General features: G+C 63.1%; 23 protein-coding genes. 13 read left to right on the forward strand and 10 right to left on the reverse strand.

Annotation, left to right across the window (positions count from 1 at the left end):
• Positions 1–93: 93 nt before the first annotated feature.
• On the reverse strand, positions 94–1,068 hold the full coding sequence (locus tag H7995_RS04385; protein ID WP_280516520.1) for a TerC family protein: 975 nt from the start codon (positions 1,066–1,068) through the stop codon (positions 94–96).
• Positions 1,069–1,430: 362 nt separating this feature from the next.
• Here H7995_RS04385 and H7995_RS04390 point away from each other — a divergent pair, with 362 nt between their 5' ends.
• The gene (locus tag H7995_RS04390; protein WP_185818045.1) at positions 1,431–2,333 is read left to right on the forward strand and encodes a universal stress protein; all 903 of its coding nucleotides are present in this window, start codon (positions 1,431–1,433) and stop codon (positions 2,331–2,333) included.
• 150 nt (positions 2,334–2,483) lie between these two features.
• Here H7995_RS04390 and H7995_RS04395 read toward each other — a convergent pair whose 3' ends face one another.
• A complete protein-coding gene (locus tag H7995_RS04395; protein ID WP_244647596.1) occupies positions 2,484–3,398 on the reverse strand; it encodes a LysR family transcriptional regulator in 915 nt (304 codons plus the stop codon).
• 268 nt (positions 3,399–3,666) lie between these two features.
• On the opposite strand from H7995_RS04395, the gene H7995_RS04400 reads away from it, so the two are divergent.
• The 4 genes from H7995_RS04400 (at position 3,667) to pgm (ending at position 9,999) form a co-directional block, all read left to right on the forward strand.
• Entirely contained in the window at positions 3,667–4,689 is a 1,023-nt protein-coding gene (locus H7995_RS04400) for a zinc-dependent alcohol dehydrogenase family protein (protein ID WP_166591582.1), read from the forward strand.
• A gap of 600 nt (positions 4,690–5,289) precedes the next feature.
• Positions 5,290–6,738 (forward strand): hypothetical protein, encoded by a 1,449-nt coding sequence (locus H7995_RS04405; RefSeq protein WP_182344596.1) that lies wholly within the window; start codon positions 5,290–5,292, stop codon positions 6,736–6,738.
• Between the two features lie 106 nt (positions 6,739–6,844).
• Positions 6,845–8,245, forward strand: coding sequence for an aminotransferase-like domain-containing protein (locus tag H7995_RS04410; protein ID WP_185818046.1), 1,401 nt, complete (start codon positions 6,845–6,847; stop codon positions 8,243–8,245).
• 110 nt (positions 8,246–8,355) lie between these two features.
• Positions 8,356–9,999: a phosphoglucomutase (alpha-D-glucose-1,6-bisphosphate-dependent) gene (gene pgm / locus H7995_RS04415; RefSeq protein WP_166591585.1), complete on the forward strand. Its 1,644-nt coding sequence runs from the start codon at positions 8,356–8,358 to the stop codon at positions 9,997–9,999.
• A gap of 314 nt (positions 10,000–10,313) precedes the next feature.
• On the opposite strand, the gene H7995_RS04420 is transcribed toward pgm, so the two are convergent.
• From H7995_RS04420 to H7995_RS04445, 6 genes are all read right to left on the reverse strand, one after another.
• Positions 10,314–10,979, reverse strand: coding sequence for a response regulator transcription factor (locus H7995_RS04420; RefSeq protein ID WP_166591586.1), 666 nt, complete (start codon positions 10,977–10,979; stop codon positions 10,314–10,316).
• Between the two features lie 57 nt (positions 10,980–11,036).
• A complete protein-coding gene (locus H7995_RS04425; protein WP_185818047.1) occupies positions 11,037–11,594 on the reverse strand; it encodes a PQQ-dependent catabolism-associated CXXCW motif protein in 558 nt (185 codons plus the stop codon).
• 123 nt (positions 11,595–11,717) lie between these two features.
• Positions 11,718–12,509, reverse strand: a complete 792-nt coding sequence (locus H7995_RS04430; protein WP_166591588.1) for an ABC transporter permease — start codon at positions 12,507–12,509, stop codon at positions 11,718–11,720.
• On the reverse strand, positions 12,506–13,237 hold the full coding sequence (locus H7995_RS04435) for an ABC transporter ATP-binding protein (RefSeq protein WP_182344601.1): 732 nt from the start codon (positions 13,235–13,237) through the stop codon (positions 12,506–12,508). The genes H7995_RS04430 and H7995_RS04435 overlap by 4 nt, the downstream gene beginning before the upstream one ends.
• On the reverse strand, positions 13,234–14,193 hold the full coding sequence (locus tag H7995_RS04440) for a YVTN family beta-propeller repeat protein (RefSeq protein ID WP_166591590.1): 960 nt from the start codon (positions 14,191–14,193) through the stop codon (positions 13,234–13,236). Before H7995_RS04440 ends, H7995_RS04435 begins: the two co-directional genes overlap by 4 nt.
• 36 nt (positions 14,194–14,229) lie before the next feature.
• Positions 14,230–15,414, reverse strand: a complete 1,185-nt coding sequence (locus H7995_RS04445) for an ABC transporter substrate-binding protein (protein WP_185818048.1) — start codon at positions 15,412–15,414, stop codon at positions 14,230–14,232.
• Positions 15,415–15,571: 157 nt separating this feature from the next.
• Between H7995_RS04445 and H7995_RS28625 the strand changes: the two genes are divergently transcribed.
• The 3 genes from H7995_RS28625 to H7995_RS04455 are packed head-to-tail and all read left to right on the forward strand — an operon-like array spanning position 15,572 to position 17,594.
• Positions 15,572–15,694 carry a hypothetical protein gene (locus tag H7995_RS28625; protein WP_265537697.1) on the forward strand — a complete coding sequence of 41 codons (123 nt, stop codon included), beginning with the start codon at positions 15,572–15,574 and terminating at the stop codon, positions 15,692–15,694.
• Between the two features lie 2 nt (positions 15,695–15,696).
• On the forward strand, positions 15,697–16,959 hold the full coding sequence (locus H7995_RS04450; RefSeq protein WP_166591592.1) for a sensor histidine kinase: 1,263 nt from the start codon (positions 15,697–15,699) through the stop codon (positions 16,957–16,959).
• Positions 16,956–17,594 carry a response regulator gene (locus tag H7995_RS04455; protein WP_166591593.1) on the forward strand — a complete coding sequence of 213 codons (639 nt, stop codon included), beginning with the start codon at positions 16,956–16,958 and terminating at the stop codon, positions 17,592–17,594. Before H7995_RS04450 ends, H7995_RS04455 begins: the two co-directional genes overlap by 4 nt.
• Before the next feature lie 81 nt (positions 17,595–17,675).
• On the opposite strand, the gene H7995_RS04460 is transcribed toward H7995_RS04455, so the two are convergent.
• Together H7995_RS04460 and exaA are read right to left on the reverse strand one after the other, a co-directional pair.
• Positions 17,676–18,323, reverse strand: a complete 648-nt coding sequence (locus H7995_RS04460; protein ID WP_182344605.1) for a pentapeptide repeat-containing protein — start codon at positions 18,321–18,323, stop codon at positions 17,676–17,678.
• Positions 18,324–18,491: 168 nt separating this feature from the next.
• Positions 18,492–20,378 carry a quinoprotein ethanol dehydrogenase gene (exaA, locus tag H7995_RS04465; RefSeq protein WP_166591595.1) on the reverse strand — a complete coding sequence of 629 codons (1,887 nt, stop codon included), beginning with the start codon at positions 20,376–20,378 and terminating at the stop codon, positions 18,492–18,494.
• Between the two features lie 253 nt (positions 20,379–20,631).
• On the opposite strand from exaA, the gene pedF reads away from it, so the two are divergent.
• The 5 genes from pedF to H7995_RS04490 all read left to right on the forward strand — a co-directional run bounded on the left by pedF (position 20,632) and on the right by H7995_RS04490 (position 25,695).
• Positions 20,632–21,093 (forward strand): cytochrome c-550 PedF, encoded by a 462-nt coding sequence (gene pedF, locus H7995_RS04470; RefSeq protein WP_166591596.1) that lies wholly within the window; start codon positions 20,632–20,634, stop codon positions 21,091–21,093.
• Positions 21,094–21,097: 4 nt separating this feature from the next.
• Complete coding sequence (locus tag H7995_RS04475) at positions 21,098–21,973, forward strand: substrate-binding periplasmic protein (RefSeq protein ID WP_185818049.1); 876 nt, start codon at positions 21,098–21,100, stop codon at positions 21,971–21,973.
• An 8-nt stretch (positions 21,974–21,981) separates the two neighbouring features.
• The gene (locus tag H7995_RS04480; protein WP_166591598.1) at positions 21,982–22,743 is read left to right on the forward strand and encodes a quinoprotein dehydrogenase-associated SoxYZ-like carrier; all 762 of its coding nucleotides are present in this window, start codon (positions 21,982–21,984) and stop codon (positions 22,741–22,743) included.
• 16 nt (positions 22,744–22,759) lie between these two features.
• Entirely contained in the window at positions 22,760–23,701 is a 942-nt protein-coding gene (locus tag H7995_RS04485) for a quinoprotein relay system zinc metallohydrolase 1 (protein ID WP_166591599.1), read from the forward strand.
• Between the two features lie 218 nt (positions 23,702–23,919).
• A complete protein-coding gene (locus H7995_RS04490) occupies positions 23,920–25,695 on the forward strand; it encodes a PQQ-dependent methanol/ethanol family dehydrogenase (RefSeq protein WP_182344607.1) in 1,776 nt (591 codons plus the stop codon).
• The last annotated feature ends 177 nt before the right edge of the window (positions 25,696–25,872 follow it).

Below are 25,872 nucleotides of genomic sequence, written 5' to 3' on the forward strand. Positions count from 1 at the left end.
TCTGATGCCGCTGAACAGCAGCACTGACCAGGTAGCGTCCGGGGAATATACCTGGCGTCGGTACCGGCATCGCCCGTGCTTGTCGCCAACCCATCATTGCTCTCCCGCAACCCGCGTTTTGCCCTTGGTCAACGCCAGGCTCAACACCACCGAACTCAATATGAGGCCGCCGACGGTGGTCAGCGACCACTGGACCGGTACGTGCCACCACGGCGCGATCAGCATCTTGGTGCCGATGAACACCAGGACGATGGCCAGGCCGTATTTGAGCAAGTGGAAGCGGTAGGCCATGTCGGCAAGCAGGAAATACAGTGCGCGCAGGCCCATGATGGCGAAGATGTTGGAGGTGAATACGATGAAGGGGTCGGTGGTGACGGCGAAGATCGCCGGGATGCTGTCGACCGCGAACACCAGGTCGCTGGCCTCGATCAGCACCAGCACCAGGAACATCGGGGTCGCCCAGCGCAGGCCGTTCTGGCGCACGAAGAAGCGCTCGCCGTGAAAGGTGTCGGTGATGCGCAGATGGCGACGCAGCCAGCGCAGCAACGGGTTCTTTTCGAGGTCTGGTTGCTGGTTGGCGAAGATCAGCATCTTGATGCCGGTGATGGCGAGGAAAGCGCCAAACACATACAGCAGCCAGGCAAACTCCTGCACCAGCCAGACACCGGCGAAAATCATGCCGGCGCGCATGACGATGGCGCCGAGCACGCCATAAAGCAGGACGCGGCGCTGCAACTCCGGCGGCACGGCGAAGTAGCCGAAGATCATCACGAACACGAACATGTTGTCGATCGACAGCGACTGCTCGATCAGGTAGCCCGTCAGGAATTCGAGCGTTGTACGCTGGGCCACTTCGACGCCGAACATGCTGCGCAGATACCACCAGAGCAGGGCGGCGAAGAGCAGCGCCAGGCTGGTCCAGGCGATGACCCAGGCCAACGCTTCGCGCACTGAAACACGATGGGCCTTGCGCCCGCCGAAGACGAAAAGATCCAGCGCCAGCATGGCCAGAACGAATCCGATGAAGGCGGCCCACATCCAGGACTGGCCGACGCTGATGGCAGTCATTTAACCACCCACGGGCGCCATGACTCAGGCTGTGAGCCAGGCGCTTGCAGAGGCAATTGTGCAAACCCTCGATCAGCTCGAAACCGTGGCATTGGATGACCCTCTGCATGGCTGTCTGCGCATCAAACAGCGATGGGCTGGATGGGGTCATGCTAAAGGGCATGTTGCATCAGTAAAATTCGGTTATTCGGGGCCAGTTGTTCGTTTTTTCCGAAGTATGGGTGCAACGGTTCAAAAGCGGTGAGGCTGGCCTATATTGATAGTGTCGATCCTGATAGTTGAGGCGATAAGAGATCGCCAAGGGTGGGACAAGAAAGTGCTGGGGGCGCTAGCGGTTAACCCAGAACGTTTTGAGGTGCCACATGAGGCAGTATCAACGACTCTTTCTGATCGCAGGCCCCACCATGCGTCACTCGCCAGCGATGGAGCGGGCAATCGCGCTGGCCGAAGCCACTGGCGCGGCGCTGCATATCGCGGTGTTCATCGAAGACTTCGACCTGATGCGGTTAATGAGCAACAGTGAACACCTTCGCGAACGTTGCCGGCAGGAGAACCAGCAGTGGTTGACGGACGAGGCCGAACTCATGCGCCGCAAGGGCATCAATGTGACCACCGAGGTTGCGTTGACCCGCGACCCACTGCAAGAGATCCTCGAGCATGTGGCTCAAATGCAGCCGGACCTAGTGATCAAGGACGTACATCATGAGTCCGCGCTCAAACGCGTATTCGTCACGCCTTTGGATTGGCAGTTGTTGCGCGAATGCCCGACCCCGGTGCATCTGGTCAGCGAAGTCAGGTGCCCGCTTCCTCGGGTGATAGTGGCGGCGGTTGATCCCTCGCATCCAGAGGGGCAGGTCAGCGCAATCAACGACAGCATCATTCAGGCGGCAAACGAATTGGCGACGCAATGTGCGGCTGAGTTGCACATGCTGCACGCCTATGAACTGACCCACACGCATTTCTCTGATGCAGGGGCTGGCGCCGTGACGATGCCCGGCTTTAGCAACGACGTGCGCCGCTCCCTTGAAAAGTGCTTCGTTGCCTTGGCTGAACGCTACGGCGTACCCCCTGAGCGGCAACACTTCATTGCAGGGCCACCCACCAAAGCGATGGTCGACTTTGCGACTCATACCCGAGCGGACGTCTTCGTCATGGGAAATACCCATCACCAAGGGGTAGGCAAGCTGCTTGGCAGTACCACGGAGCATGTTCTGTATCAGGTGCCCTGCAGCGTTTTGGCCATCAAGGTCGAAGCGCACCAATGAAAAAACCTGCCGCGATCACCGCCGGTTGTTGGTGCTGGACCCTCTCGGGTCAAGGGGCACAGGGCGGGTACAGTTCGACCGCAGCAACTGCACGATGGGCTGGTGCCCGCCCGGGCTGAAGAACAACTGAACGTCGTGTGGGGCGTTTTGCTACAGGCTATCCGGGTCCCCAAAAAACATCTGAATCCGCGACCGCAACCAACGCTCCCCCGGATCATTGTCCTGGGACCCGCGCCAGGCCATGTGCAGTTCGAAGGTGCGGGTTGGCAGGGGTGGGTTTTCGGCGCGCAGGCCGCCGGCGGCGGTCAGGGCTTCGGCGGTGTAGTCCGGAACGGTGGCGAGGATGTCGGTGCCGGCAAGCAGCGTGCCGAGGCCGTTGAACTGTGGCACGGCGAGTACCACGTGGCGTTTGCGACCTTGCTTTTCCAGCTCTTCATCGACGAAGCCGCTCAGGTCGCCGGCAAAGGACACCAGTGCATGGGGGCGGGTGCAGAAGTCGTCCAGGCTCAGCGCCCCGGGGACGGTGTCGGCGCGCAGCAGTTTGGGCTGGCTGCGGCGCAGCACTTTGCGCTTGGCATTGGCCGGCAGGTCGGTGGTGTAGCTGACGCCAATGGAGATTTCCCCCGAGGCCAGCAGGTTTGGCATCAGCAGGTAATTGACCCGGCGTACCACCAGGACAATTCCCGGGGCCTCGGCGCGCAGGCGCTTGAGCAGCATGGGTAACAGGGCAAATTCGACGTCATCCGACAGGCCGATGCGAAATACTGTGGTGCTGGTGGCGGGGTCGAACTCGGCTGCGCGGCTGACGGCCGTCGAGATCGAGTCCAGGGCCGGGGAGAGCAGGGCGAAGATTTCCACCGCGCGGGCGGTCGGTTCCATGCTGCGTCCGGTGCGCACGAACAGGGGGTCGTCGAACAGCCCCCGCAGGCGTGAGAGGGCCGCGCTGATGGCCGGCTGGCCGAGGAACAGCTTCTCGGCGGCACGGGTCACGCTGCGTTCGTGCATCAGGGTTTCAAACACGATCAACAGGTTCAGGTCGACACGACGCAGGTCATTACGATTCATCTGGAGTCCTGGCAGAGTCAGCAAACTTGACGAGAGCGGCCATTTGAGAACAATGACCGGCATGAATCTTACGGGGAAAGGCTGTTACTCTGCACCGAGTAATTCATTTTTCCCACAATGCTGGTTCGGTTTTCTAGATTGGATTGACGGATTGCCGGAGCTGCGGAATCAATGACAGGCATGTCGACTATTAATAGCCACTGATGGTCTTGGCCAGAAAGCCCGGATAAAGTTCATGGCATTAGAGGTTTCTTTGACGAGGTTTGCGATGTCCCGCACGATCCGTTTTCACAAGTTTGGTCCAGCCGAGGTGCTCAAATGCGAAGAGCATGCGGCTGCTCTGCCTGCACCCGGTGAAGTACAGGTGCGTGTCGAGGCGATAGGCGTCAGTTGGTATGACATCCTCTGGCGGCAGAACCTGGCGTCCTCCCATGCACGACTGCCCTCCGGGCTGGGGCATGAGATGGCGGGCGTGGTCACGGCCCTGGGTGAAGGCGTGGACGACCTGGCGATTGGCGACAAGGTCGCCAGCTTCCCGGCTGAAAGCCCCAATGACTACCCGGTGTACGGCGAGCAGATTGTGCTGCCGCGTTCGGCGCTGACCCGTTATCCCGATGTCCTGAGCCCGATCGAGGCTTCGGTGCATTACACGCCCCTGCTGATCGCCTATTTTGCCTACGCCGATCTGGCGCGGGTCAAACCCGGGCAGTTTGCCCTGGTGACTGACGCCAGCCACTGCGCCGGCCCGTCCTTTGTGCAACTGGGCAAGGCCCTGGGTGTGCGGGTGATTGCCGCGACCAAGACCGCCGAGGAACGTGAGTACCTGCTGTCGCTGGGTGCCGAGAAGGTGATTGTCACCGAAGAGCAGGACCTGCTCATGCAGATCAACAAGCTCACCGACAATCGAGGCGTGGACGTGGTGTTCGACGGCCTGGGTGGCCCACAGATGTCGCTGCTGGGCGACGTGCTGGCGCCACGGGGCAGTCTGGTGCTGTATGGCCTGCAAGGCGGCAACCAGACGCCATTCCCGGCCTGCGCGGCGTTCCAGAAGAACATTCAGTTTTTCGTGCACTGCATCGGTAACTTCACCGGCAAGCCGGAACTGGGGATTGTCCAGGACCAGGCTGCGCTGCAACGGGCCCTGCGCGAGATCAATCAATTGACCGCCGACCGTGTGTTGCTGCCGCTCAAGACCCGGGTCTTCCCGTTTGCCGAGTTCGTCGAGGCGCACCGTTACATGGACGAGTGTCCGTGTCGCGAGCGGGTGGCGCTTCTGGTCGAGCCCGCCTGAGGCCAGCACTAAAAACAGCCCGCGAAAGCGGGATGTTGCGTTATGGAACCTGATAAACCCCGCAAACGTTGCCCTGATAAACAACCCGTTCAGCAACTGAACTGGTTTTTGTCTGTGATCTGTATCTTCTAATCAATATCCAAGCCCTGATAATTGAAAGATCACTTTCATCTCAAGGAATGAGTCATGGCTGAGCCTTTTATTTTAATCAGCGCTATTAACGGTGGCGGGGGGCGGGCACAGTGCTCGTCCATACCCGGTGTTGGTATTTGGCAAGTAACGCAGTCAACTACAAGTTGCCGATTTTTTGCCGGGTTATGGCTTCTTGATTTTGCGTACTCATTGGCTGTGGGAAGTTGTCGGAATTGTCCTAGGCCATGCCGTATGGGGCTGGGAGCCCTTGGTTCAGGCGTGTCAGGGCGAACTTTCCGGCGTGTCAACTCGGCTTGGGCAATAGTGTCAAATGGTTGCTGGAATCAAAATGCTAGCATCTGAGCGCCGATAATTACGCCACGCATTAATCAACCGACAATGATCACCGCCAGTGCGGTTGAGCCATGTTCTTTTGATACCGACTTATTGAATATCAGGTAAATAACGATGAGCGCCATGCATGATTCAGCGATGAACAATGTCTATCACCAAGTATTGACTCGTCTGCTGAGTTACTTCTCCCGGGCAGAGCGCACTGCACTGCAACTTTTAATCCAGCGTTTACTCGTGGCGGCTGGCGGCCCAGAAAGAATGGAGCATTTCAAGGTGCTGTTGGCCCACACCGGCACTCAGGACAGCTGTTATTCGCTGGCGCTGCTGCGTGCCGCGCAGTTGAGCATCGCTACCCGGTCGCCAGCGACCTTCCACCTGCGGGTAGCAACCCTGCGCATGGGCACCACGACACCGGCGATCATGGACAGCATTCACCGCAGCTATGGGGCGCTGTTTGTCTACGATGACCCGCGGGTCGAAGTGCTGATGGTCGACAACCGTGAGGTGTTGCCCTTCAGCCATTTGCCAGCGCTGTCCGACGCCGGCCGGGAGTGGAATCGCTACAGTCTGTTGTTGCTTGGCCATTTGCGAGAGACGGGGAGTCCCTATGAAGCCTGCGATGACGGCTACCTGGCCACCGGCGAATTCTATGGGCAGATGAGCCGCTGGCAGGGGGGCGTGGATGCGCTGGTGGGCGGAGCAACGGCGCGCCAGCAGCGACAGTTCCTGGCCGGATTGGCGCGAGCGGCGCAACGCGCCAACTTGCCGACGCTGGCGGAACCGGCACTGAGCATGGATGGGCTACTGAACAGCCTCGAACTACTGGACAACGACTGCTACCACGCGCTGTATGCCGAGCAAAAAACCGTGGCCTGGCGGCCCCAGGCGGATTTTGACGCACGGCGCGGGACCACCTTTATCGATATCCAGGACCTGGTCACGGGCAACGCGCAGGAGCGCTGGCCGCTGCTCAACGAATTTTTCGGTCTGCAGGCGGAGGACGCGGGGCTTGCCCTGCGGGAAAACGACTACGCCAGCGCGCTGCTATCGGCCCATTGCCGTGGTTTACAGGCCAGCTACCTGGAGGGCCAGCCGTATGAGCGCGGATTTGCCCACTACGTGCAGCGTGGGTTGTTGCTGATGCGCAAAAGAGGCGTACCGGAACCCATTTGCCAGCAGGCCTCGGCGCCCTATGACAATCCCCTGGCATTGGCCGAGCGGCGCATCGAGGCCAACGCCGAACTTCAGCAGACCCTGGGCCTGAGCGAAACGCAACTGGTGTGCCTGTTGTTTTCGCCCTTTGTCGGCCAGGGCGCAGGGCTGGAGAAATTTCTGCGGCGCTGCCATCCCGGCATGCTGGTGGCCATGGGCGAGCTGCACAAGGCGTTGCAGGGCGAGGCCGCGCCGGAGCAGGTCATGCACTGGATGGTGGATGTCAGTGGTTTGCCGATCAACCTGATGCGAGTGTTGTATCGCCGCCGTCCCGTGCTGGAGGCTGGTGTTCCGGTCTCCAGTGGCGGGGACGTGGTGCAGTCGCTCAATGCTCTGTCAGCGCGACCTTGAAGGAGCCTGGTTTGATTGATCTGAACCACATGGGCCGGGGCAATGGCGGCCAGGCGTGTTTGCCGTGGGCGCGGTCCCTGACCCTTGCCGCGATTGGCTTGCGTCCATGAAAGAGCACAGAGAGAACGACTTCGCCTACCAGGCGGTGTACCGCTACCTGACCTGCCTGATCAATGAAATGGAGGCCGAGACGCCGATCAAACTGCCGTCCCTGCGGCAACTGGCCGAGCGCCTGAGTGTGTCGATTTCGACCATCCAGTACGCCTACTCGTTGCTGGAGAAGGAAGGGCGGGTGTACTCGGTGGCCAAGTCCGGTTATTACGCGTTGCCGGTGTCGCTGAACGCGGCGTTCTGCGGCGGCAATGACCTGCTGGAAACCCTTTACGTGAGTGCCAGGCGTCCAGGCGTGCTGGTCATGAGCACCGACGAGCCGGCCCTGTTGCAATCGCTGGACAGTCCGTTGCTGCTGCTGGAGCGCGAACTGGTGCGCCAATACCCGCGCCAGCAGCAACCGCACTCCCAACCCTGTGGCGAGCTGGAACTGCGTACCGCGCTGGCGGCGCGCTATACCACATCGCCCACTCGATGCTGGCACGCCGATGATGTCTACATAGGTGCCGATTTGCGTGGCGTGCTGGAGATCCTGATCGCGGTGCTGGCGCTCAAGGGCGCCACCGTGCTGGTGGAGTCGCCCTGCGACTGGGTGATTTTGCGCCTGTTGCAGGCGGCCGGGGTCCGGGTGATCGAACTGCCGCTTGGCGACGATGGCTCGCTCGACCCGCAATGGCTGGCGCACCTGCTGGCGACCGAGCCAGTGCGCTTGGTGCTGCTGTCCTCAGGCGTGAGCATGCCCAGGGGCAGCCTGATGCCGGCCGCCAACCGCCAGGACATCGCCCACCTGTTGCAGGCGCACGGCTGCTGGGTGCTGGAGAATGATGTCTACGGCGAACTGGGGCACGGGCCGAACGAGCTGCGCTTTCGCGACCTGCTCGACCCTGAGCGCTTGATTGTGTTTTCGACCTTCGAAAAACTCATGGGGCCCGAGGCGCCATACGGCTACGTGCTCTCGCGCCCGCTCAGCGCTGAGTTGCAGCGCACCTTTCTGCTGCGCTCCTTCCGCTTGTCGCCGATCCGCCAGAAAGCCATTGCCCGGCTGTACAGCAGTGGGCGCATCGACCAGCACCTGCCGGTATTGCGCCGCCTGCTCACGGAGCGCAAGAGCCGCATGGTGCACCTGCTGCAGGAGCGCCTGGCCGATGCCCTGGACTTTGTCGAGCCGGCGGGTGGCGCGACCCTCTGGGCCCGCTCGCTGCGCCCGGTGGATATGCGTCGGGTGTTCCAGCGCATGCTCAAGCAGAGCGTGGTGATTGCCCCGGGAGAGCTGTTCAGCCTGCACGGCCTGCATTCACAGCACCTGCGCCTCAGCCATGCGTTCAATGGCCATCACGATCTGGACGCGACCATGGCGATGCTCGGCGATGCCCTGAGGCTGGAGCTGATGGAGTGATCGAGGGGTAAATAATCCTGGCCGGACGCGGATAGATATCGTCGCTCTATAGTCAAACTGCCAGTAAACTGCGTCCCTATTCCTGAACCACTCTTTTTCAGAGGTTTTGCATGACACTCAGTCCTTTTGCGGGCAAACCGGCACCAGCAGAGCTCTTGGTCGATATCCCGCGACTGGTAACCGCCTATTACACCGGCCGCCCCGATGCCTCGGTGGCGACCCAGCGCGTTGCGTTCGGTACCTCCGGGCACCGTGGCAGCTCGTTCGAGCTGAGTTTCAACGAATGGCACGTCCTGGCGATCAGCCAGGCGATCTGCCTCTATCGCCAGGCCCAGGGCATCGACGGCCCGTTGTTCGTCGGTATCGACACCCACGCGCTGTCGACGCCGGCCGGTGCCAGCGCCCTGGAAGTGCTGGCGGCCAACGGTGTCACCGTGATGATCGCCGCCGGTGACGAATACACCCCGACCCCGGCCATTTCCCACGCGATCCTGTGCTACAACCGTGGCCGCACCTCGGGCCTGGCCGACGGCATCGTCATCACGCCGTCGCACAACCCGCCGCAAAGCGGTGGCTACAAGTACAACCCCACCAACGGTGGCCCGGCCGATACCCACATCACCAAGTGGATCGAAGCCAAGGCCAACGAACTGCTGGCCAACCAGTTGGCCGGGGTCAAGCGCATCAGCTACGAGCAGGCGCTCAAGGCCAGCACCACCCATCGCCATGACTACCTCAATACCTACGTCGCCGACCTGGTCAATGTGATCGACTTCGACGCGATCCGTGGCGCCAACCTGCGCCTGGGCGTCGATCCACTGGGCGGCGCCGGGGTGCGCTACTGGTCGGCCATCGCCGAGCACTACCGCCTGAACCTTGAAGTGGTGAACACCGAGGTCGACCCGACGTTCCGCTTCATGTCGGTGGACTGGGATGGGCAGATCCGCATGGACCCATCTTCCAGCCACGCCATGCAGGGCCTGATCGGCCTCAAGGAACGTTTCGACGTCGCCTTTGCCTGCGACCCGGACCATGACCGTCACGGTATCGTCACACCCTCCGGTGGTCTGCTGGCGCCGAACAACTACCTGGCAGTCGCCATTGACTACCTGTTCCAGAACCGTCCGTTGTGGCGTGCCGATGCCGCCGTTGGCAAGACCGTGGTCAGCAGCGGCCTGATCGACCGCGTGGCCAAGCGCCTGGGCCGGCGCCTGTACGAAGTACCGGTGGGCTTCAAGTGGTTCGCTGACGGCCTGTTCGACGGCTCCCTGGGTTTTGGTGGGGAGGAGAGCGCGGGCGCTTCGTTCCTGCGCAAGGATGGCGGCGTCTGGAGCACCGACAAGGATGGTCTGATCCCGGCATTGCTGGCCGCGGAAATGACCGCCCGCACCGGCCGCGACCCAAGCCAGGCCTACCGTGCCCTGACCGATGAACTGGGCGAACCCTTCGCCGTGCGCGTCGATGCCAAGGCCAGCCCCGAGCAAAAAGCCCTGCTGGGCAAACTCGCGCCGGAGCAGGTGAAGTCGACCCAACTGGCGGGCGAAGCGATCCAGAGCATCCTCAGCAAGGCACCGGGCAACGACCAGGCCATTGGTGGCCTGAAAGTCATGACCGAAAACGGCTGGTTCGCCGCCCGTCCTTCGGGCACCGAAGACATCTACAAGATCTATGCCGAGAGCTTCATTGGCGACGATCACCTCAAGCAACTGGTGCAAGAAGCCCAGACCCTGGTGGATAGCGCGATCAGCGTCTGATAACCCCCGGCTCTACTTTGTGGGAGCGAGTCGGGCGGCGTTCCGTTTGCTCGCGATAGCGGTGGGTCAGGCACCGTCGATATTGAATGTTCTGGCCCCAGCGCTAGCAGGCCGCAAGCAGGCCGCAAGCGGGCGCCGCAAGCGGGCACCGCAAGCGGGCACTAACTCCCACATGGGAAATTCGTACACCAGGAAAAGCGAGGCCGGCCGGTAGGCCGTCTCGCCCACCCTTACCACTCAACAGGCCGAGCGTTAGCTCGCCTGCAGCTCTTGATCTTGATCCACACGCCCCAACCGCGAACCCGCAAAGGGCCTCAGCGGCGCAGGTACGAGCCGAAATCAATGTCCCCGGCACTGAGGATCGCCTGGACCCGATTGTGCACATTGAGCTTGCGCAGGATGGCCGAGACGTGGGCCTTGACCGTGGTCTCGGCGATTTCCAGGGTGTAGGCAATCTGCTTGTTCGACTCGCCCTTGGTCATCCGTTCGAGCACCAGCAACTGTTTGCGGGTCAACGCCTGGAGCAGTTCCGGCGGGAAGCTGGGGGTGTCGTTCATGCGCCGCTGGCTGCTGCTTTTTTGCGTGCGGATGATATCGGGCGGCAGGTACACGTTGCCGTTGAGAATCTGCTCGATGGCGTCGGTCATCTGCGCCCTGGGCGAGGACTTGGTAATGAAGCCCACCGCGCCATAGGTAATGGCTTGCAGCACGATCTGCTTGTCCTGTTCGGCGGACACGATCACCACCGGGATGGTCGGCGCTTCGTTGCGCAGGTTGATCAGGCCGTTGAGGCCGTGCATGCCGGGCATGTTCAGGTCCAGCAGGATCAGGTCCAGGTCGTCGTGGGTCTGGGTCAGGGCCAGGGCACTGTCCAGGTCGGCGGTTTCCATCACCTCGCTGCCGGGAAAACCATCGCTGATGACGTTATGAATGGCTTCGCGGAACAGTGGGTGATCGTCGGCAATCAGAATTTTGTACATAGCCTTTCACCTCATTATTTTGATTATGGTGTGGCAACAACACGCAAGGGTGCAACGTCAGGGAAAGGGCTCCGGTTGGGCCAGGGTCACTGGCAGGTTCGCCGCCTGCCAGGCATCCAGGCCGTCGCGGTACCAGTACACCGACTGATAGCCCAGAGCTGCGGCGCGTTTTACCGCGTTCCAGCTCAGCCAGCAATCGGAGCGGCAGTAAAACACCAGCGCACGCTGCCGATCGCCCTCGGTCAGTGTTTGCAGGTTACGCGCAAAATAGGCCTGCCAGGCAGGCGTCAGATCACCGTCCCCGGTATTGGCCAGCCAGTGGCTGCCGGGCAGGTTCTCGTGGGGTTGGTCTTCAATGAAACGCTCATGCAGCCATTGCCGGCGGTAGACGTCGATCAGCAGCGGGCGCGGTGTCTGGCCGAGCAGGGTTTGCAGGCCGGCGGTATCGATGATGCTGGCGCCCGGCGCCTGGTCGGGCGTCGGGCTGCGGTACAGGCTGATGCGGTAACCCTCGGCAGAGAACAGCGGGCCCTCGGCGTGGGCCACGCCCAGCAGCAGGCACAGCGACAGGGCGGTGAGCGGAGGGCACAACAGGCGGCGGCAGGCACGCAGCATAGCGGTTCAGTCCTTATCGTTATGAACCTATTACATGCCAGTCGTTGTGCCTTGGGAATGCGACGATAGACAGGAAAACCAGTACCAAAGTAGTAGTTTTGCGCCTTTATGGGGAAATACCGCCTAACCCGCCTTTCGCAACGCCGCATGCTGCGGATTGAACGTCAGCACGGCAAGCAGGCCGAACACCAGCGTCAGCCCAACGCACACCGCCAAGGCCAGGGGGTTGAACCGCTCGTACAGGGCAAACCGCACCAACTCCACCGCGTGGCTGAACGGGTTGACCGCGCACAGCCAGTACAACCACTCACTGGAGTCGCGCATTTTCCACAGCGGATACAGCGCCGATGACAGGAAAAACAGCGGGAAGATCACGAAGTTCATCACCCCGGCGAAGTTCTCCAACTGGCGGATCCCATTGGACAGCAGCAACCCCAGGGCACTGAGCATCAAGGCCACCAGCAACAGCGCCGGCAGGGCGAGCAGCAGGCCCGCCACGGGAGGGCGCACCCCGTACAGCCAGGCAATCGCCAGAAAGGCATACACCTGCAACAGCGAGACCAGCGCGGTCGCCAGCAATTTGCTGCACAGCAAAAAGGTCCGTGGCAGCGGGCTGGTGAGCAGCACGCGCATGCTGCCCATTTCCCGGTCGTAGACCATCGACAGCGAACCCTGCATGCCGTTGAACAGCAGGATCATGCAGGCCAGCCCAGGGATGATGTAGACCTCGTAGGGGATGTAGGTGTCGTAGGGCTCGATGATCGCTATGCCCAGCGCCGCCCGAAAGCCAGCGGCAAATACCAGCAACCACAACAGCGGCCGCACCAGGGCGCTGAGAAAACGCGTGCGCTGCAACACAAACCGCAGCCATTCGCGCAGCACGATGCCGCGCAGGCATTGCCAGTAGGCGTTCATCGGGTGGCTCCCACGGTGGTCAGGCGGTTGAAGGCTGCGCCGAGGTCGCCGCCATGTTCCAGGCTCAGGGCCGCAGCCTGCCCGCTGGCCACCAGGCGGCCCTGATGGAGAATCAGCAGGTCGTCGCTGGGCAACACCTCGTCCAGCAGGTGGGTGGTCCACAGCACGCTCAACTGCTGCTCGCGGCACAGGTTGCGCAGGTGCTGGTTGAGGGCCAGGCGGCTGGCCGGGTCGAGGCCGACGGTGGCTTCGTCAAGCAACAACAGGCGCGGCTCATGCAGCAGGGCCCGGGCAATCTCCACCCGGCGGCGATGGCCCCCGTTGAGTTCGCGCACTCGTTCGCCGCGGCGCTCGCTCAGGCCCTGGCGCGCCAGTTCGGCGTCCACCCGCTGGCCGCTCTGGCGCCGGGACAGACCATGCAGGGCGGCGTGGTAGCGCAGGTTCTGTTCGACGCTGAGGTCCAGGTCCAGGGTGCTTTGCTGAAACACCACGCCCAATTGCTTGAGCGCCGGGCGCGGGTGCTCGCGCATCGAGTGACCGCCAACCCGGATCTCCCCGCGCTGCAGGTCATAAAGTCGGGTGAGCAGGGCGATCAGGGTCGATTTGCCCGCCCCGTTGGGCCCCAGCAACGCGGCAAAACGCCCCGGGGCCAGACTGAAACCGACCTGGTTCAGCGCCTGACGGGCACCGTAGGCAAAGCTCAGGTCGCTGACGTCCAGGGCGTTCATGGCGTGACCACCACGCCCCAGGGATAACGCCCGACTTTTACCGACTTGATGACCTTGAGGCTGTCGACATCGATCACCGAGACATCGCCGCTGACGCCGTTGGTGGCCAGCAACTGCTTTTGATCCGGGGTGAACGCCATCTGCCAGACGCGCCGTCCCACCAGCAGGTAGTCGAGGATTTCAAAGGTCTTGGCGTCGATCACCGCCACATGGTTGGCCGGGCCGAGGGCGACAAACCCGTACTTGCCGTCGGCGCTGAGCTTGACCCCCACCGGCTGGACCTTGTCCGGGTGCACGCCCTTGATCTGGAAGTTCAGGGTCTTGAGCACCTTGCGGCTGGCCACCTCGAGAATGGTCACGGTGCCGCCGATTTCCGCCGAAGCCCAGAGCTGTTGGCCATCCGGGGAGAACTCGACAAACCGTGGGCGCTGGTCCACCAGGGTGCTGTCGGCCAGGGTCTGGGTGCTGGTGTCGATCCAGTGCAGCATGTTGGTGGTTTCACTGGTGTTCACCGCCCACTTGCCATCGGGGCTGACGGCCATGCCTTCGGGCTCGACGCCGACGCTGATCTGCCCGAGCACCTTGGCGGTCTCGGTGTCGATCACCGTCACCAGCGCATCGTCTTCGTTGGACACGTACAGCCAGCGGTTGTTGGGGTGCAGGGCGAACTGCTCGGGGTCCTTGCCGGAGGGCAGTTCCTTGATGATCTTGCGGGTCGCCACGTCCATCACCTGGACCCGGTCCGAATCACTGGCGCAGATGTACAGCAGCGTGTTGTCGTGGGACAGCAGCAGGCCACGGGGGCGCTGGCCGACGGGCAGGGTGTCGGTGACTTGCAGGGTCTGCAGGTCGATCAGGCTCAGGCTGTTGTCCTTCTCGTTGGAGACCCAGGCAGTGCTGGCCACGGCGTGCCCGGCGGCGAGCAACAGGGCGCATGAGAGCAGGGTGCGGCGCATGGCGGATACCTTCTTGTTGTTGTGGGGTGGGCTATTTCAGGGAAAGCGGCAACTGACTTCGGGCTTGTCGTAACCCAGGCTGTCCATTTCGTTGAAGGGGTGCAGGAAACCCTCCTGGGGGGACGTGCTGACCAATGCCCGGGGCTGCACGATGGGGATGGGCTGGCGCAACTGGCCGTTCCAGGGGCGATAGCTGAGCTTGCGGCCCTTGAAGCCGTCCAGTGGCAGTTGATCGATCAGTTCCAGTTCGCGGATTGCCATGGGGTCGGCGTTGCGCAGCTTGCTCACCGCACTGGCGATGCTGCGCACGGCCATCCAGGCGGCGAAATCGCGGTCGTTCATCCAGCGCCCGGCCAGGCTCTCGAAACGCTTTTGCAACTGTGCGGCGCCGAAGGTCTCCACGGTCTTGTGCCAGCCCACCGGGGTCAGGCCCTGGGTGCCCGCGACCGGGCGTGGGTACCAGGTCTGGTAGGGCACGTACTCGCCGAAATCGCCGCGCTCATCGGCCACCAGCACCACGTCATACTCGGCGGTCTGGGTGAACAGGGGCATGTCGGCCTGGGCGCTGCGACGCTGGTCGTTGTCGAAACTCCAGGCCTTTTCTGCCACCAGTTGCACGCCGAAGCGTTTGGCCGCGCGCCGCAGGGCGGCGGCATAGGCCTGGTCATCGGCGGTCGGGCCGACAATCAGCAAGGCCCGCTGCAATTTGCGTACCACCAGGAACTGCCCCAGGGCATCGGCGAGCATCGCCCGGCTCGGCAGGCTGTGCAGCACGTTGGGCAGGCAATCGGTGCTGCGCAGGCTGTCATCCGGGCTCCCGGCATTGAACAGCAGGCTGTCGGGCAATGCCGCGCTCAGTTGGCGCAGGCTGGCCGCCGGGGCGTTGACCACAAACAGGCGCAGCCCTTGCTCGTGCTGGACCTTGGCGGCGTCCAGCAGGGCTTGTGGGGTGACGACACTGGCGCTTTGCAGGTGATAGCTCTGGTTGAGAAAGCGCCCGGTGCTGTTGCTGTCGGTGATCGCCAGTTCGGCGCCGCGCAGGCCGGCGTCAGTGGGTTCGGCAATCACGTTGGACAACAGCGGGCCTGGGTCGGGGCGATAGCCCAGGTAGCCGATCTGCACCGGCAACGCTGGGTCCGCGGCCTGGCTTTGGGTCGCCACGCCGGCGGCGCAGGCAATCGCCAGCAGGTAGATCAAGGCGTAGGGGGCAAGCTGGCGCATAGGGCACTCCGTTCCAGGTAGCGCCAGCATAGGAAGCCCACGAGCAAGGGGAAATATGCAGAAAGTACCAGTGAGCCAGTACCAAGGTAGTAACTGCGCCAAGGCGGCGTGGTTTTAGCATGGGCAATACCGGCCATTTCAGTGGAGGCGATCGACCATGCGAATTCTCAAGGCGCTGCTCCTGCCGTTGTTGCTGATCCTGAGCATGATCGGCGTCGACCGTCTGCACGGCCCGCAACCGGTCGCCGCGCGGGTTTTGCCTGTTTGGCCGGGGCGCTAGGCGTGTCGGCCCTGTGGCGGATCAACCTGTGGGTCTGCGGCTTTTTTGCCCTGGTGACCCTGGGGTGCATGGGGCTGCTGCTGCACCAGACGCTGGCGGATGTCGAGCGGGAGCTGCAGTCGGCGCAGGCGGTGGTCGAGTACTTGAGCGAAAGCGCCGCCCGCGACCCGGTCAGCCTGCAGCCCCGGCTGACCGAAGGATTGCGTCACGTACGGGTGCGTTGGTTGCAGCCGGGGGAGGCGGCCCAGGTCCCGGTGCAGGCGGGAATGGATGCCTGGCTCGCGCGCCTGCTGTTTGCCGAACGCCTGCACAGCCCCCGCCTCCTTGACCTGAGCGACGGCCGACGGGTGCAGATTGCCCTGGATCCGCGGGACGAACTCGATGAAGTCTGGGACTCGGTGCAGCAGTTGCTCGGCCTGTGCGCCCTGGCGTTGATCGTCAGCCTGTTGAGTATTCGCTGGGCGGTGCGCCGTGGCATGGGCCTGCTCGATGAGCTGCTGCGGGCCATGCAGCAAGTGTGCGCCGGCCAGCTCCAGGTCCGCCTGCGCGGCGTCGGTCTGGCGGAAGCGCGGCAACTGGCCCGGCAGTTCAATCGCATGACCGAGACGCTGGAACAGGCCCACGCCGACAACGCCCGGTTGACCCGCACCCTGTTGGCCGTGCAGGAGCAGGAGCGCACCCATCTGGCCCAGACCCTGCACGACGATCTTGGCCAGTACCTGGCGGGGATACGCGCCCAGGCCTGTCTGCTGCGTCTGGTGGCGAACCAGCCCCAGACCATCGAACGCACGGTGCGCGAGTTGGAGCACAACTGCGAACACCTGCAGCAGGGCTTTCGCGCCCTGGTCCACGGTCTCTATCCGGTCGTCCTGCAGCACCTGCCGTTGAGCGAGGCCGTGGGCTTGCTGGTACAGCAGTGGCAGACCCGGCAGGGCATCGATTGCCGGTTGCGGGTCAGCGCCGATCTGCCGCTGCTGTCCGGACCGCACCAGACCCATCTTTATCGGCTGTTGCAAGAGGCCCTGACCAACATTGCCCGCCACGCGGGCGCCAGCCAGGTGCGGGTGCGCCTGCACCATTGCGGCGGACGATTACGGGTGCTGGTGCGCGATAACGGTCGTGGTGCGCAGCAACCCCAGCAACCGGGTGTCGGCCTGTATTCAATGTTCGAGCGGGCCCGTTGCCTGGGCGGCGAACTGCGCATCATCAGTCATCCCGGCGCCGGTTGGGCGCTGGCCTTGAGCATACCTTTGGAGGCGTCATGAATATTCTGCTGGTCGATGACCATGCGGTGGTCCGCCAGGGCTACGCCAGCCTGTTGCGGGCGTTGTTGCCGGCGATCGAGGTGCGCGAAGCGGCCACCGGCGAGGAGGCGTTGACCCGGGTCCAGGAGGCGCTGCCGAACCTTGTGATCATGGATTTCGGCCTGCCGGGCATCAGTGGCCTGGAAACCACCCGCCGTCTACGCCAGCGCTTGCCGCAACTGCGGGTGCTGTTTTTCAGCATGCACGATGAATTGCCACTGGTGCGCCAGGCCCTGGACGCCGGAGCCTCGGGCTACCTGACTAAAAGCTCGGCGCCTGAGGTGTTGATCGAGGCGGTGCGACGGATTCTCGCCGGTCACGCCTATATCGAGCAGCCCCTGGCCACCCAACTGGCGTGCCATCCGCAGCAGGACGCCAGCGATCCGCGCTTGCAGAGCATGACCCAGCGTGAACTGGAGATCTTTGTGATGCTCGCCAAAGGCACCCCGGCCCGGCTGATTGCCGAGCAGTTGAGCATCAGCAGCAAGACCGTTTCCAATCACCTGACCTTGCTCAAGAGCAAGCTGCAGGTCAGTTCCCATGCCGAACTGGTGCACCTGGGGATTGATATGGGGGTGGTGCGGGTGGCGAGCTGATCTTTTGATCTTGGCTTTGTGGGGGCATATCCGATGCTGCGGTTTTCGCTCAGCCACCATCGAGCCTCGACAACAAGTCAGTCATTTATCCCAGGTCGTTGGACAACCGATACAGCCCTCCATGTTGGCATCCTGGAAATTGCCGTAGTGCTGGCGTGAGCCGCTGAGGTTGGCCTGGGCCAGGTTGCTCTCGCCGAACTTGGCTTCCTGCAGGTTGGCGTCGCTGAGGTTGGCGCCTTGCAGGTCGGCCTTGCTCAGCCAGGTCATTTCCAGGTCGGCGGCGCGCAGGTTGGCATTGTGCAGCTTGGCTCCGGACAGTCGGGCGAATTGCAGGTAGGCGCCACTGAGGTTGGCGTCCTGGAATTGTGCGCCCTGGGCAAACAGGCCCCAGCCCTGGATCGCCAGCAGCGTGGCGCCGGTGAAGTCGGCCAGGCGCAGGTTGCTTTGTTGCAGGCTGGCGCGGGTCAGGTTGGCGCCTTGCAGTTGGGCCTTTTCCAGATTGGCCAGGTCAAGGCGGGCGTGGCGCAGGTCGGCATCGCGCAGGTCGGCGCCGCTGAGGTTCATGTTGCGCAAGTCCTGGTTGCTCAGGTTGGCGCCACGCAGATTGGCGCCGGGGCATTGGCTGTGGTCCGCGATGGTGCAGCCGTTGATGATCAGCGGCGCATTGTCAGCGTCGTCGGCGTGCGCCTGGGCGATGCTCAGCAACAGTAACAGGGGCAGGTATTTCATGGTGAGTAGGTCCTTGGGTGGTCGTGGGGATTGGTTGCCTGCGCGGGGGCCGCTTGTGGCGTGCTCGCGACGGCCGCCAGCCTGACGCGTTCATCCAGGTAGAACGAACGCGTCATCGTTGCCGTCCCTCGTCGGAACGCCGCCCGGAGCGGGCTCGCTCCTACTGGGTCAGCGTTTGGCGGTCGAGTTATCCCAGCTCGGGATCTTGAACACCCAGAACGAGCCACCCTGTGCCACCGGCTTGGTCAGTTCGGCCATGTCGCCGCCCCACAACGGCACCGCACCGCCGTAACCAACGGTCACGCCGATGTACTGCTCGCCATCCTGTTCCCAGGTGATCGGCGGCGAGACGATGCCGCTGCCGGTCTGGAACTTCCACAGCTCCTTGCCGGTTTTCGCATCGAAGGCCTTGAAGAACCCGTCGCCGGTGCCGGTGAACACCAGGTTGCCCTTGGTCGCCAGCACGCCGGCCCACAGCGGCAAGGCTTCCTTGTGTTCCCAGACCACTTTGCCGGTGGTCGGGTTCATGGCGCGCAGGGTGCCGACGTGATCGTCGTACATGCGCTTGATGCGAAACCCCATGCCCAGGTAGGCCGAGCCCTTCTTGTAGTTGACCTCTTCGGTCCAGTATTCCTCTTTCCACTGGTTGCCGGGGATGTAGAACAGCCCGGTGTCCTGGCTGTAGGCCATGGGGTTCCAGTTCTTGCCGCCGAGGAACGGCGGCGAGACTTCCACCGGCTTGCCCTTGGTTTCCCCTGGCAGGGGCTTGGCCGGACGTTGGCCCTCGTTCTCCACCGGCCGCCCGGTCTTGAGGTCGATGTGGCTGGCCCAGGTGATGTTGTCGACGAAGGGGAAGGCGTTCTGCAATTTGCCGTTGTTGCGGTCGACCACGTAGAAGAAGCCATTGCGGTCGGCGTGGCCGGTGGCCTTGACCAGTTTGCCGTCCTTGTCCTTGTAGTCGAACAGCACCAGCTCGTTGTTGCCGGAGAAGTCCCAGGCGTCGTTCGGGGTGTGCTGGTAGAACCACTTGACCTCGCCAGTGCTCGGGTCGACCCCGACCTGGCCTGAGGTGTAGAGGCTGTCGTAGTCGTGGGGGTTGCCGTCCTTGGAGGTACGCGCCCAGGTGTTCCAGGGGCCGGGGTTGCCCGCACCGACGATGATGGTGTTGCTTTCCGGGTCGAAACTGGCGCTCTGCCAAGGGGCGCCGCCGCCATGGCTCCAGGCCTCGACCTTGCCGGTCTCGGTGGTGGGATCATCGGGCCAGGATGGTGCCTTGACGTCACCGGTGGGGGTGCTGTCCTTGCCGTTCAGGCGGCCCATGTGGCCTTCGACGAAAGGCCGCATCCAGACTTCTTCGCCGGTGTCCGGGTCGCGGGCGAACAGTTGGCCGACCACGCCGAATTCATCACCGGAGCTGCCGTGGATCAGCAGCACCTTGCCGCTGGTCTTGTCCTTGATCAGCACCGGGGCGCCGGTCATGGTGTAGCCGGCGGCGTGGTCGCCGAATTTCTTGTTCCAGACGACTTTGCCGGTGTTCTTGTCGAGGGCGATCAGCCGCGCGTCGAGGGTGCCGAAGTAGATCTTGTCGCCGAAAATCGCCGCGCCACGGTTGACCACGTCACAGCACGGACGAATGTTGTCCGGCAGGCGATGGTTATAGGTCCACAGGCGCTTGCCGGTCTTGGCGTCGAGGGCAAAGACCCGGGAGTAGGAACCGGTGACGTACACCACGCCGTCGCTGACGATGGCCTGGGACTCCTGGCCGCGCTGTTTTTCATCGCCGAAGGAGTAGGACCAGGCAGGGGTCAGCTTGAACACGTTCTGGTCGTTGACCTGGGCCAGCGGGCTCCAGCGCTGGGCGTTGGTGCCCATGCCGTATTGCAGCACGTCCTTGGTGGTCAGGTGGTCGTTGGCAATGTCTTCCCAGCTCACCTTGGCGCTGCTCGGGGCGGTGGCAGCGTACCCGGTGGCGCTCAGGGACAGGCTGCCCACCAGCAGGAAAGCCTGCACGGCGAGGGTCAAGGGGGAAAGGGCGGGTAGCGATCTTATTGTCATGGTTGCAGTTCCCAGTGGAGGTTTTGGCCTGCACAGGTTGCTGCGCCGCCTCGGTGGCGCCTACGGAAAAAGTCCCGCTGTGGCCGGGAAGAGTTCCCGGCCGGGCCATGAATTGGGTGTGCGTCACAAGCCCTACTACCAAGGGAGTAGAACGCGGCCACCAAAGCAGCATGGGGCTTGTGCCAAGGGCTTTCTAAGATGGCTGCCATAGCCTCTGCCAAGAGGTTTTGCGTGCAATCCTGAGGGCATAACAATGACAACAAAACGCAACGCCTTGCTCGTGGCCGGACTGCTGGCCGGCTTTATCTCTGCAGGTTCGGCCTGGGCCCACGGCAACGTGGTGCCACAAGCCGTCGAGACCCAGGGCCTGACCCCGGTCAAGGATGCCGGCGTGACGCTGGATGGCGATGGCTGGGCCGCGGTGAACCCGTACCGCAGTTCGCCGGAGCACGACAAGGCCGTGGCCATCGGCTCATCGGCCTACAACCAGAACTGCGCCGCCTGTCATGGCCTGGAAGCCAAGTCCGGGGGGATTGCCCCTGACTTGCGCATGCTCGACGCAGGCGATGCCGGGGATGAGTGGTTCGTCGAGCGCGTGCGCCACGGCGCGGTGCGTGACGGTCGGGTGTACATGCCGAAGATGGCCGACTACCTGAGCCAGGAAGCCCTGTGGGCCGTGCGCACCTACCTGGACAGCGTGCACGTCGAGGAGTAAGCCCATGCGCCTGCTCGCGGTGTTGATCAGTGCGCTGCTGCTGTGTTGCCCGGCGGCGCAGGCCCAGGTCCGAACGTATGACGAAATGATCGCCGCCGGCGAATTGAAGGTGGCGGTGTACAAGGACTTTGCTCCCTACAGCTTCGAGGAAACCGGGCAACCCCGTGGGGTCGATGTGGAGCTGGCCCAGGCGTTGGCCAAGGCCCTGGGTGTACGGCTGCAACTGATCTGGGCACCGGCCGGGGAAAAGCTCGACGACGACCTGCGCGATTACATCTGGCGTGCCAGTGCGCTGCACAACCAGCAACTGGCCGACCTGATGATGCGCGTGCCCTACGACCGCGACTTTGCACAGAAACGCAACGAGCTGGGCGAACTGGAAAACGGCCATGTGGTGATGTTCGGACCGTACCAGAGCGAACAGTGGCAGGTGGCTTTTGACCGCCGCCGGCTGGACAAGGTGGCCAGTGTCGCGGTGTTCGAATACCAGCCGATCGGGGTCGAGGTCGACAGCGTGCCCTCGTTCTACCTGACCTCGGTGTTCAACGGCATGTTGGCGAAAAACACCCGCCACTATCCCGGTGTGCCCCAGGCGTTTGCCGCCATGCAGGCCGGTCAAGTAGATGCGGTCATGGCCATGCGTGGCGAGATCGACTGGCAACTGCATCAAGCCGCCGACCCGCAACTGGCGCTGGCCGAGAACGCCTACCCGAACATGGGTAAACAACGCTGGGAAATCGGCATGGCGGTGCACGAGAGCAACCGTCAGTTGGCCTACGCCGTCGAAGAGGCGCTGGAAGGGTTGATCCGCGAGGGTGTGGTGCAAGCCCTTTATAGCCATTACGGCCTGCGCTACGACGTGCCCGAGATGTATCAATAGGAGCTGCGATGAACTGGCGAGCGTGTTGTCTGTTGGCCTGCTGGCTGCCGTTGCTGGCGGCGGCCGCGCCGGTCGACCCAGGGCCGGACCCGGTGCCGTCGGTGATGTGGGCCTTCTATCACAAGCAGATGCTGGGCGATGCGCCGTTCGTGTTCGATGAGCGGGTCAAGCTGCTGGCGCCGCCGTTCGCCGAGGACGCGCGCCAGGTGCCGCTGGAAATCGACGCCCGGGCATTCAAGGGCGAGGTGGTGAGAATCCTCGCCTGGGCCGAGTTGAATCCCTTGCCCAAGATCGTCGACTTCGAACCCCTGGACGGGGTGCTGCCGTGGCTGGCGATCCGCATCCGTATCGAGCAGGCCACGCCGCTGCGCGCGGCGGTACAGACCCGGGACGGCCTGTGGCACGTTGGCTCGACCCTGATCGACGCCGCGGGTGGCGGCTGCACGGCGCCGAGCGTGGTGCGCACCCAGCCAGGCTGGGAAGAGCACATCGGTGAAGTGCTCGGCGGCCGTTATCCGCGGGACCACTTCAGCCGCTTGCGCCTGCAAGTGGCCCATCCGATGGACAACGGCATGGTGGGCGGGATCCCGGAATTTTTCCTCAACCACGCTGAACTGCGCGACCAGGACGACCGGCTCATGGCCCGCCTGGAGCTGTTCCCGGCGGTCAGCGAAAACCCCAGCCTGGCCTTCGATATCGAAGGGGCAGGGCAGACGCGCCTGCTGCTGCGTGACAACAGCGGCAACCAATTTTCCGCAACCCTGCCCTGAGCCCAAGGAGTACGTGATGCGCTGGATGCTGTTGTTGTGCCTGTCGCTGAGCCTGCCCGCCCTGGCGGATCTGGACTATGCGCTCAGCCCGCGGCAGATCGCCGAAGACACCTGGCTGCTGGAGGGCAGCACCGACAATTTTGCCAAGGCCAATGGCGGCAACATCGTCAACACCGCGTTCATCGTCACCACCCAAGGGGTGGTGGTGATCGACAGCGGGCCTTCCAAACGCTACGGCGAAGCGATGCGCAAGGCGATTGCAGCGGTCACCGACAAGCCGGTGATCCAGTTGCTGTTGACCCATCATCACCCTGACCACGTGCTGGGTAACCAGGCGTTCAGCGACGTGCCCATTGGCGCGTTGCCCGGCACCACCGTGCTCCTGCAACAGCAGGGGGACGCCATGGCCGAGAATATGTACCGGATGGTCGGCGACTGGATGCGCGGCACCGAAGTGGTGTTGCCGACCCAGGCCCTGGCGCCGGGAGTGAACCGTTTTGGGAATCACGATTTGCAACTGCTGAGCCTGGGTGGGCATACCGGCGCAGATCTGGCTATTCTCGACCAGAAAACCGGCGTGCTGTTTGCCGGTGATCTGGTGTTTTATCAGCGGGCCCTGACCACGCCCAACAGCCCGGGATTGTCGGTGTGGCTGGCCGACATCGCCACCCTGCAGGGCTTGCCCTGGACGCAGGTGGTGCCCGGTCACGGGCCGGTGGCCAACGATGCACGACCGTTCGAGCAGATGCGTGACTACCTGGCCTGGCTCGACCAGTTACTGCGTGACGGCGCCGCCAACGGCAGTGACATGGGCGAGATGATCCGCAGCCCCATCCCCGAGCGCTTCGCCGCCATCAACCTCAGCCGCTATGAATTGATCCGCAGCGTCAGTCATTTGTACCCGCGCTATGAGCGTGAGCAGATGAAGCGGATTGACGCCGCGTCTAATGGCCAGTAACCCCGCACCACCCCACTGACCACGCCGTGCCACCGCACTGCCGCGCCACGCCACCGCGCTACGGGGCCGCGTGGTACGGGAATCGGAATCGGACCCCCTACCAAGGAACTAACAATCTCCACACTGCGGGCAATTGTTGCCAGGGCGGTGGCGCCCAAGAATCTGCACCAGACCGGGAAAATTTCCCGGGTATAACAAAAACCGCAGAGGTAGCCGCCATGACCCAACCCGCACGTCGCCAACCCTTCGTCCTGTGTGCACTGCTCAGTGCCATGCTGCTGTCCGGCACGGCCCTGGCCGCCGTCAGCGACCAGGACATTCTCCAGGATCCGAAAAACCCGGAGCAGATTGTCACCAACGGTCTGGGCGTCCAGGGTCAGCGCTACAGCCCGCTGGACACCCTCAACGTCAGTAACGTCAAGGATCTGCGGCCCGTCTGGGCATTCTCCTTCGGCGGCGAAAAGCAGCGTGGCCAGCAAGCGCAGCCGATGATCAAGGACGGCGTGATGTACATGACCGGCTCCTACTCGCGGGTGTTTGCGGTGGACGCGCGCACCGGCAAGAAACTCTGGCAATACGATGCGCGCCTGCCCGATGACATCCGTCCCTGCTGCGACGTGATCAACCGTGGCGTGGCGCTGTACGGCGACCTGGTGTTCTTCGGCACCCTCGACGCCAAGCTGGTGGCCTTGAACAAGGACACCGGCAAAGTGGTCTGGAGCAAGAAAGTCGCCGACCACAAGGAAGGCTACTCCATCAGCGCCGCGCCCCTGGTGATCAACGGCAAGCTGATCACCGGGGTCGCCGGTGGCGAGTTCGGCGTGGTGGGCAAGATCGAAGCCTACGACCCGAAAAACGGCGATCTGTTGTGGAGCCGGCCAACGGTCGAAGGGCACATGGGCTATGTCTACAAGGACGGCAAGGCCGTGGAAAACGGCATTTCCGGTGGTGAAGCGGGCAAGACCTGGCCTGGCGACCTGTGGAAGACCGGCGGCGCGGCCCCGTGGCTGGGCGGCTACTACGACCCGGAAACCAACCTGCTGCTGTTCGGCACCGGTAACCCGGCTCCGTGGAACTCGCACCTGCGCCCTGGCGACAACCTCTACTCCTCGTCGCGCCTGGCCCTCAACCCGGACGACGGCACCATCAAGTGGCATTTCCAGAGCACCCCCCATGACGGTTGGGACTATGACGGGGTGAACGAACTGGTGTCGTTCAACTACAACGAAGGCGGCAAAGAGATCAAGGCGGCCGCCACCGCCGACCGCAACGGCTTCTTCTACGTGCTGGACCGCACCAACGGCAAGTTCATCCGCGGCTTCCCGTTTGTCGACAAGATCACCTGGGCCACCGGCCTGGATAAAGACGGCCGGCCGATCTACAACGAAGCCAGCCGTCCGGGTGCTCCCGGCAGCGAGGCCAAGGGCAGTTCGGTGTTTGTCGCGCCGGCGTTCCTGGGGGCCAAGAACTGGATGCCGATGGCCTATAACAAGGACACCGGGCTGTTCTATGTGCCGTCCAACGAGTGGGGCATGGACATCTGGAACGAAGGCATCGCCTACAAAAAAGGCGCGGCATTCCTCGGTGCCGGTTTCACCATCAAGCCGCTGAACGAAGACTACATTGGCGTGCTGCGGGCAATCGACCCGAAAACCGGCAAGGAAGTCTGGCGCCACAAGAACTTCGCGCCGCTGTGGGGCGGGGTGCTGACCACCAAGGGCAACCTGGTGTTCACCGGCACGCCGGAAGGCTTCCTGCAGGCGTTCAACGCCAAGACCGGGGAAAAAGTCTGGGAGTTCCAGACCGGCTCCGGGGTACTGGGTTCACCCGTGACCTGGGAAATGGACGGCGAGCAATACGTCTCGGTGCTCTCGGGCTGGGGCGGCGCCGTACCCCTGTGGGGCGGTGAAGTGGCCAAGCGGATCAAGGATTTCAACCAGGGCGGCATGCTCTGGACCTTCAAGTTGCCGAAGGAGCTGGTGGCCAAGCACTGATCCACCACAAACCTGTAGGAGCGAGCTCGCTCGCGATGGTCGTTAACGATAACGCTGGAAGCCTGACACCCCACGGCGTTCTCGGGTTCATCGCGAGCATGCTCGCTCCTACAGTGATCTGTGTGAAATCTACGACCAAATAATGAGAGCCCCCCTGCCAACGGCGCATACGTCTGG

This window comes from Pseudomonas kielensis, from assembly GCF_014236655.1.
GTDB classification, from domain to species: domain Bacteria; phylum Pseudomonadota; class Gammaproteobacteria; order Pseudomonadales; family Pseudomonadaceae; genus Aquipseudomonas; species Aquipseudomonas kielensis.

Coding starts and splice junctions, on each gene's coding strand:
- H7995_RS04385 (WP_280516520.1), bottom strand. CDS start 1,068: ATGACTGCCATCAGCGTCGGCCAGTCCTGGATGTGGGCCGCCTTCATC.
- H7995_RS04390 (WP_185818045.1), top strand. CDS start 1,431: ATGAGGCAGTATCAACGACTCTTTCTGATCGCAGGCCCCACCATGCGT.
- H7995_RS04395 (WP_244647596.1), bottom strand. CDS start 3,398: ATGAATCGTAATGACCTGCGTCGTGTCGACCTGAACCTGTTGATCGTG.
- H7995_RS04400 (WP_166591582.1), top strand. CDS start 3,667: ATGTCCCGCACGATCCGTTTTCACAAGTTTGGTCCAGCCGAGGTGCTC.
- H7995_RS04405 (WP_182344596.1), top strand. CDS start 5,290: ATGAGCGCCATGCATGATTCAGCGATGAACAATGTCTATCACCAAGTA.
- H7995_RS04410 (WP_185818046.1), top strand. CDS start 6,845: ATGAAAGAGCACAGAGAGAACGACTTCGCCTACCAGGCGGTGTACCGC.
- pgm (WP_166591585.1), top strand. CDS start 8,356: ATGACACTCAGTCCTTTTGCGGGCAAACCGGCACCAGCAGAGCTCTTG.
- H7995_RS04420 (WP_166591586.1), bottom strand. CDS start 10,979: ATGTACAAAATTCTGATTGCCGACGATCACCCACTGTTCCGCGAAGCC.
- H7995_RS04425 (WP_185818047.1), bottom strand. CDS start 11,594: ATGCTGCGTGCCTGCCGCCGCCTGTTGTGCCCTCCGCTCACCGCCCTG.
- H7995_RS04430 (WP_166591588.1), bottom strand. CDS start 12,509: ATGAACGCCTACTGGCAATGCCTGCGCGGCATCGTGCTGCGCGAATGG.
- H7995_RS04435 (WP_182344601.1), bottom strand. CDS start 13,237: ATGAACGCCCTGGACGTCAGCGACCTGAGCTTTGCCTACGGTGCCCGT.
- H7995_RS04440 (WP_166591590.1), bottom strand. CDS start 14,193: ATGCGCCGCACCCTGCTCTCATGCGCCCTGTTGCTCGCCGCCGGGCAC.
- H7995_RS04445 (WP_185818048.1), bottom strand. CDS start 15,414: ATGCGCCAGCTTGCCCCCTACGCCTTGATCTACCTGCTGGCGATTGCC.
- H7995_RS28625 (WP_265537697.1), top strand. CDS start 15,572: ATGCGAATTCTCAAGGCGCTGCTCCTGCCGTTGTTGCTGATCCTGAGC.
- H7995_RS04455 (WP_166591593.1), top strand. CDS start 16,956: ATGAATATTCTGCTGGTCGATGACCATGCGGTGGTCCGCCAGGGCTAC.
- H7995_RS04460 (WP_182344605.1), bottom strand. CDS start 18,323: ATGAAATACCTGCCCCTGTTACTGTTGCTGAGCATCGCCCAGGCGCAC.
- exaA (WP_166591595.1), bottom strand. CDS start 20,378: ATGACAATAAGATCGCTACCCGCCCTTTCCCCCTTGACCCTCGCCGTG.
- pedF (WP_166591596.1), top strand. CDS start 20,632: ATGACAACAAAACGCAACGCCTTGCTCGTGGCCGGACTGCTGGCCGGC.
- H7995_RS04475 (WP_185818049.1), top strand. CDS start 21,098: ATGCGCCTGCTCGCGGTGTTGATCAGTGCGCTGCTGCTGTGTTGCCCG.
- H7995_RS04480 (WP_166591598.1), top strand. CDS start 21,982: ATGAACTGGCGAGCGTGTTGTCTGTTGGCCTGCTGGCTGCCGTTGCTG.
- H7995_RS04485 (WP_166591599.1), top strand. CDS start 22,760: ATGCGCTGGATGCTGTTGTTGTGCCTGTCGCTGAGCCTGCCCGCCCTG.
- H7995_RS04490 (WP_182344607.1), top strand. CDS start 23,920: ATGACCCAACCCGCACGTCGCCAACCCTTCGTCCTGTGTGCACTGCTC.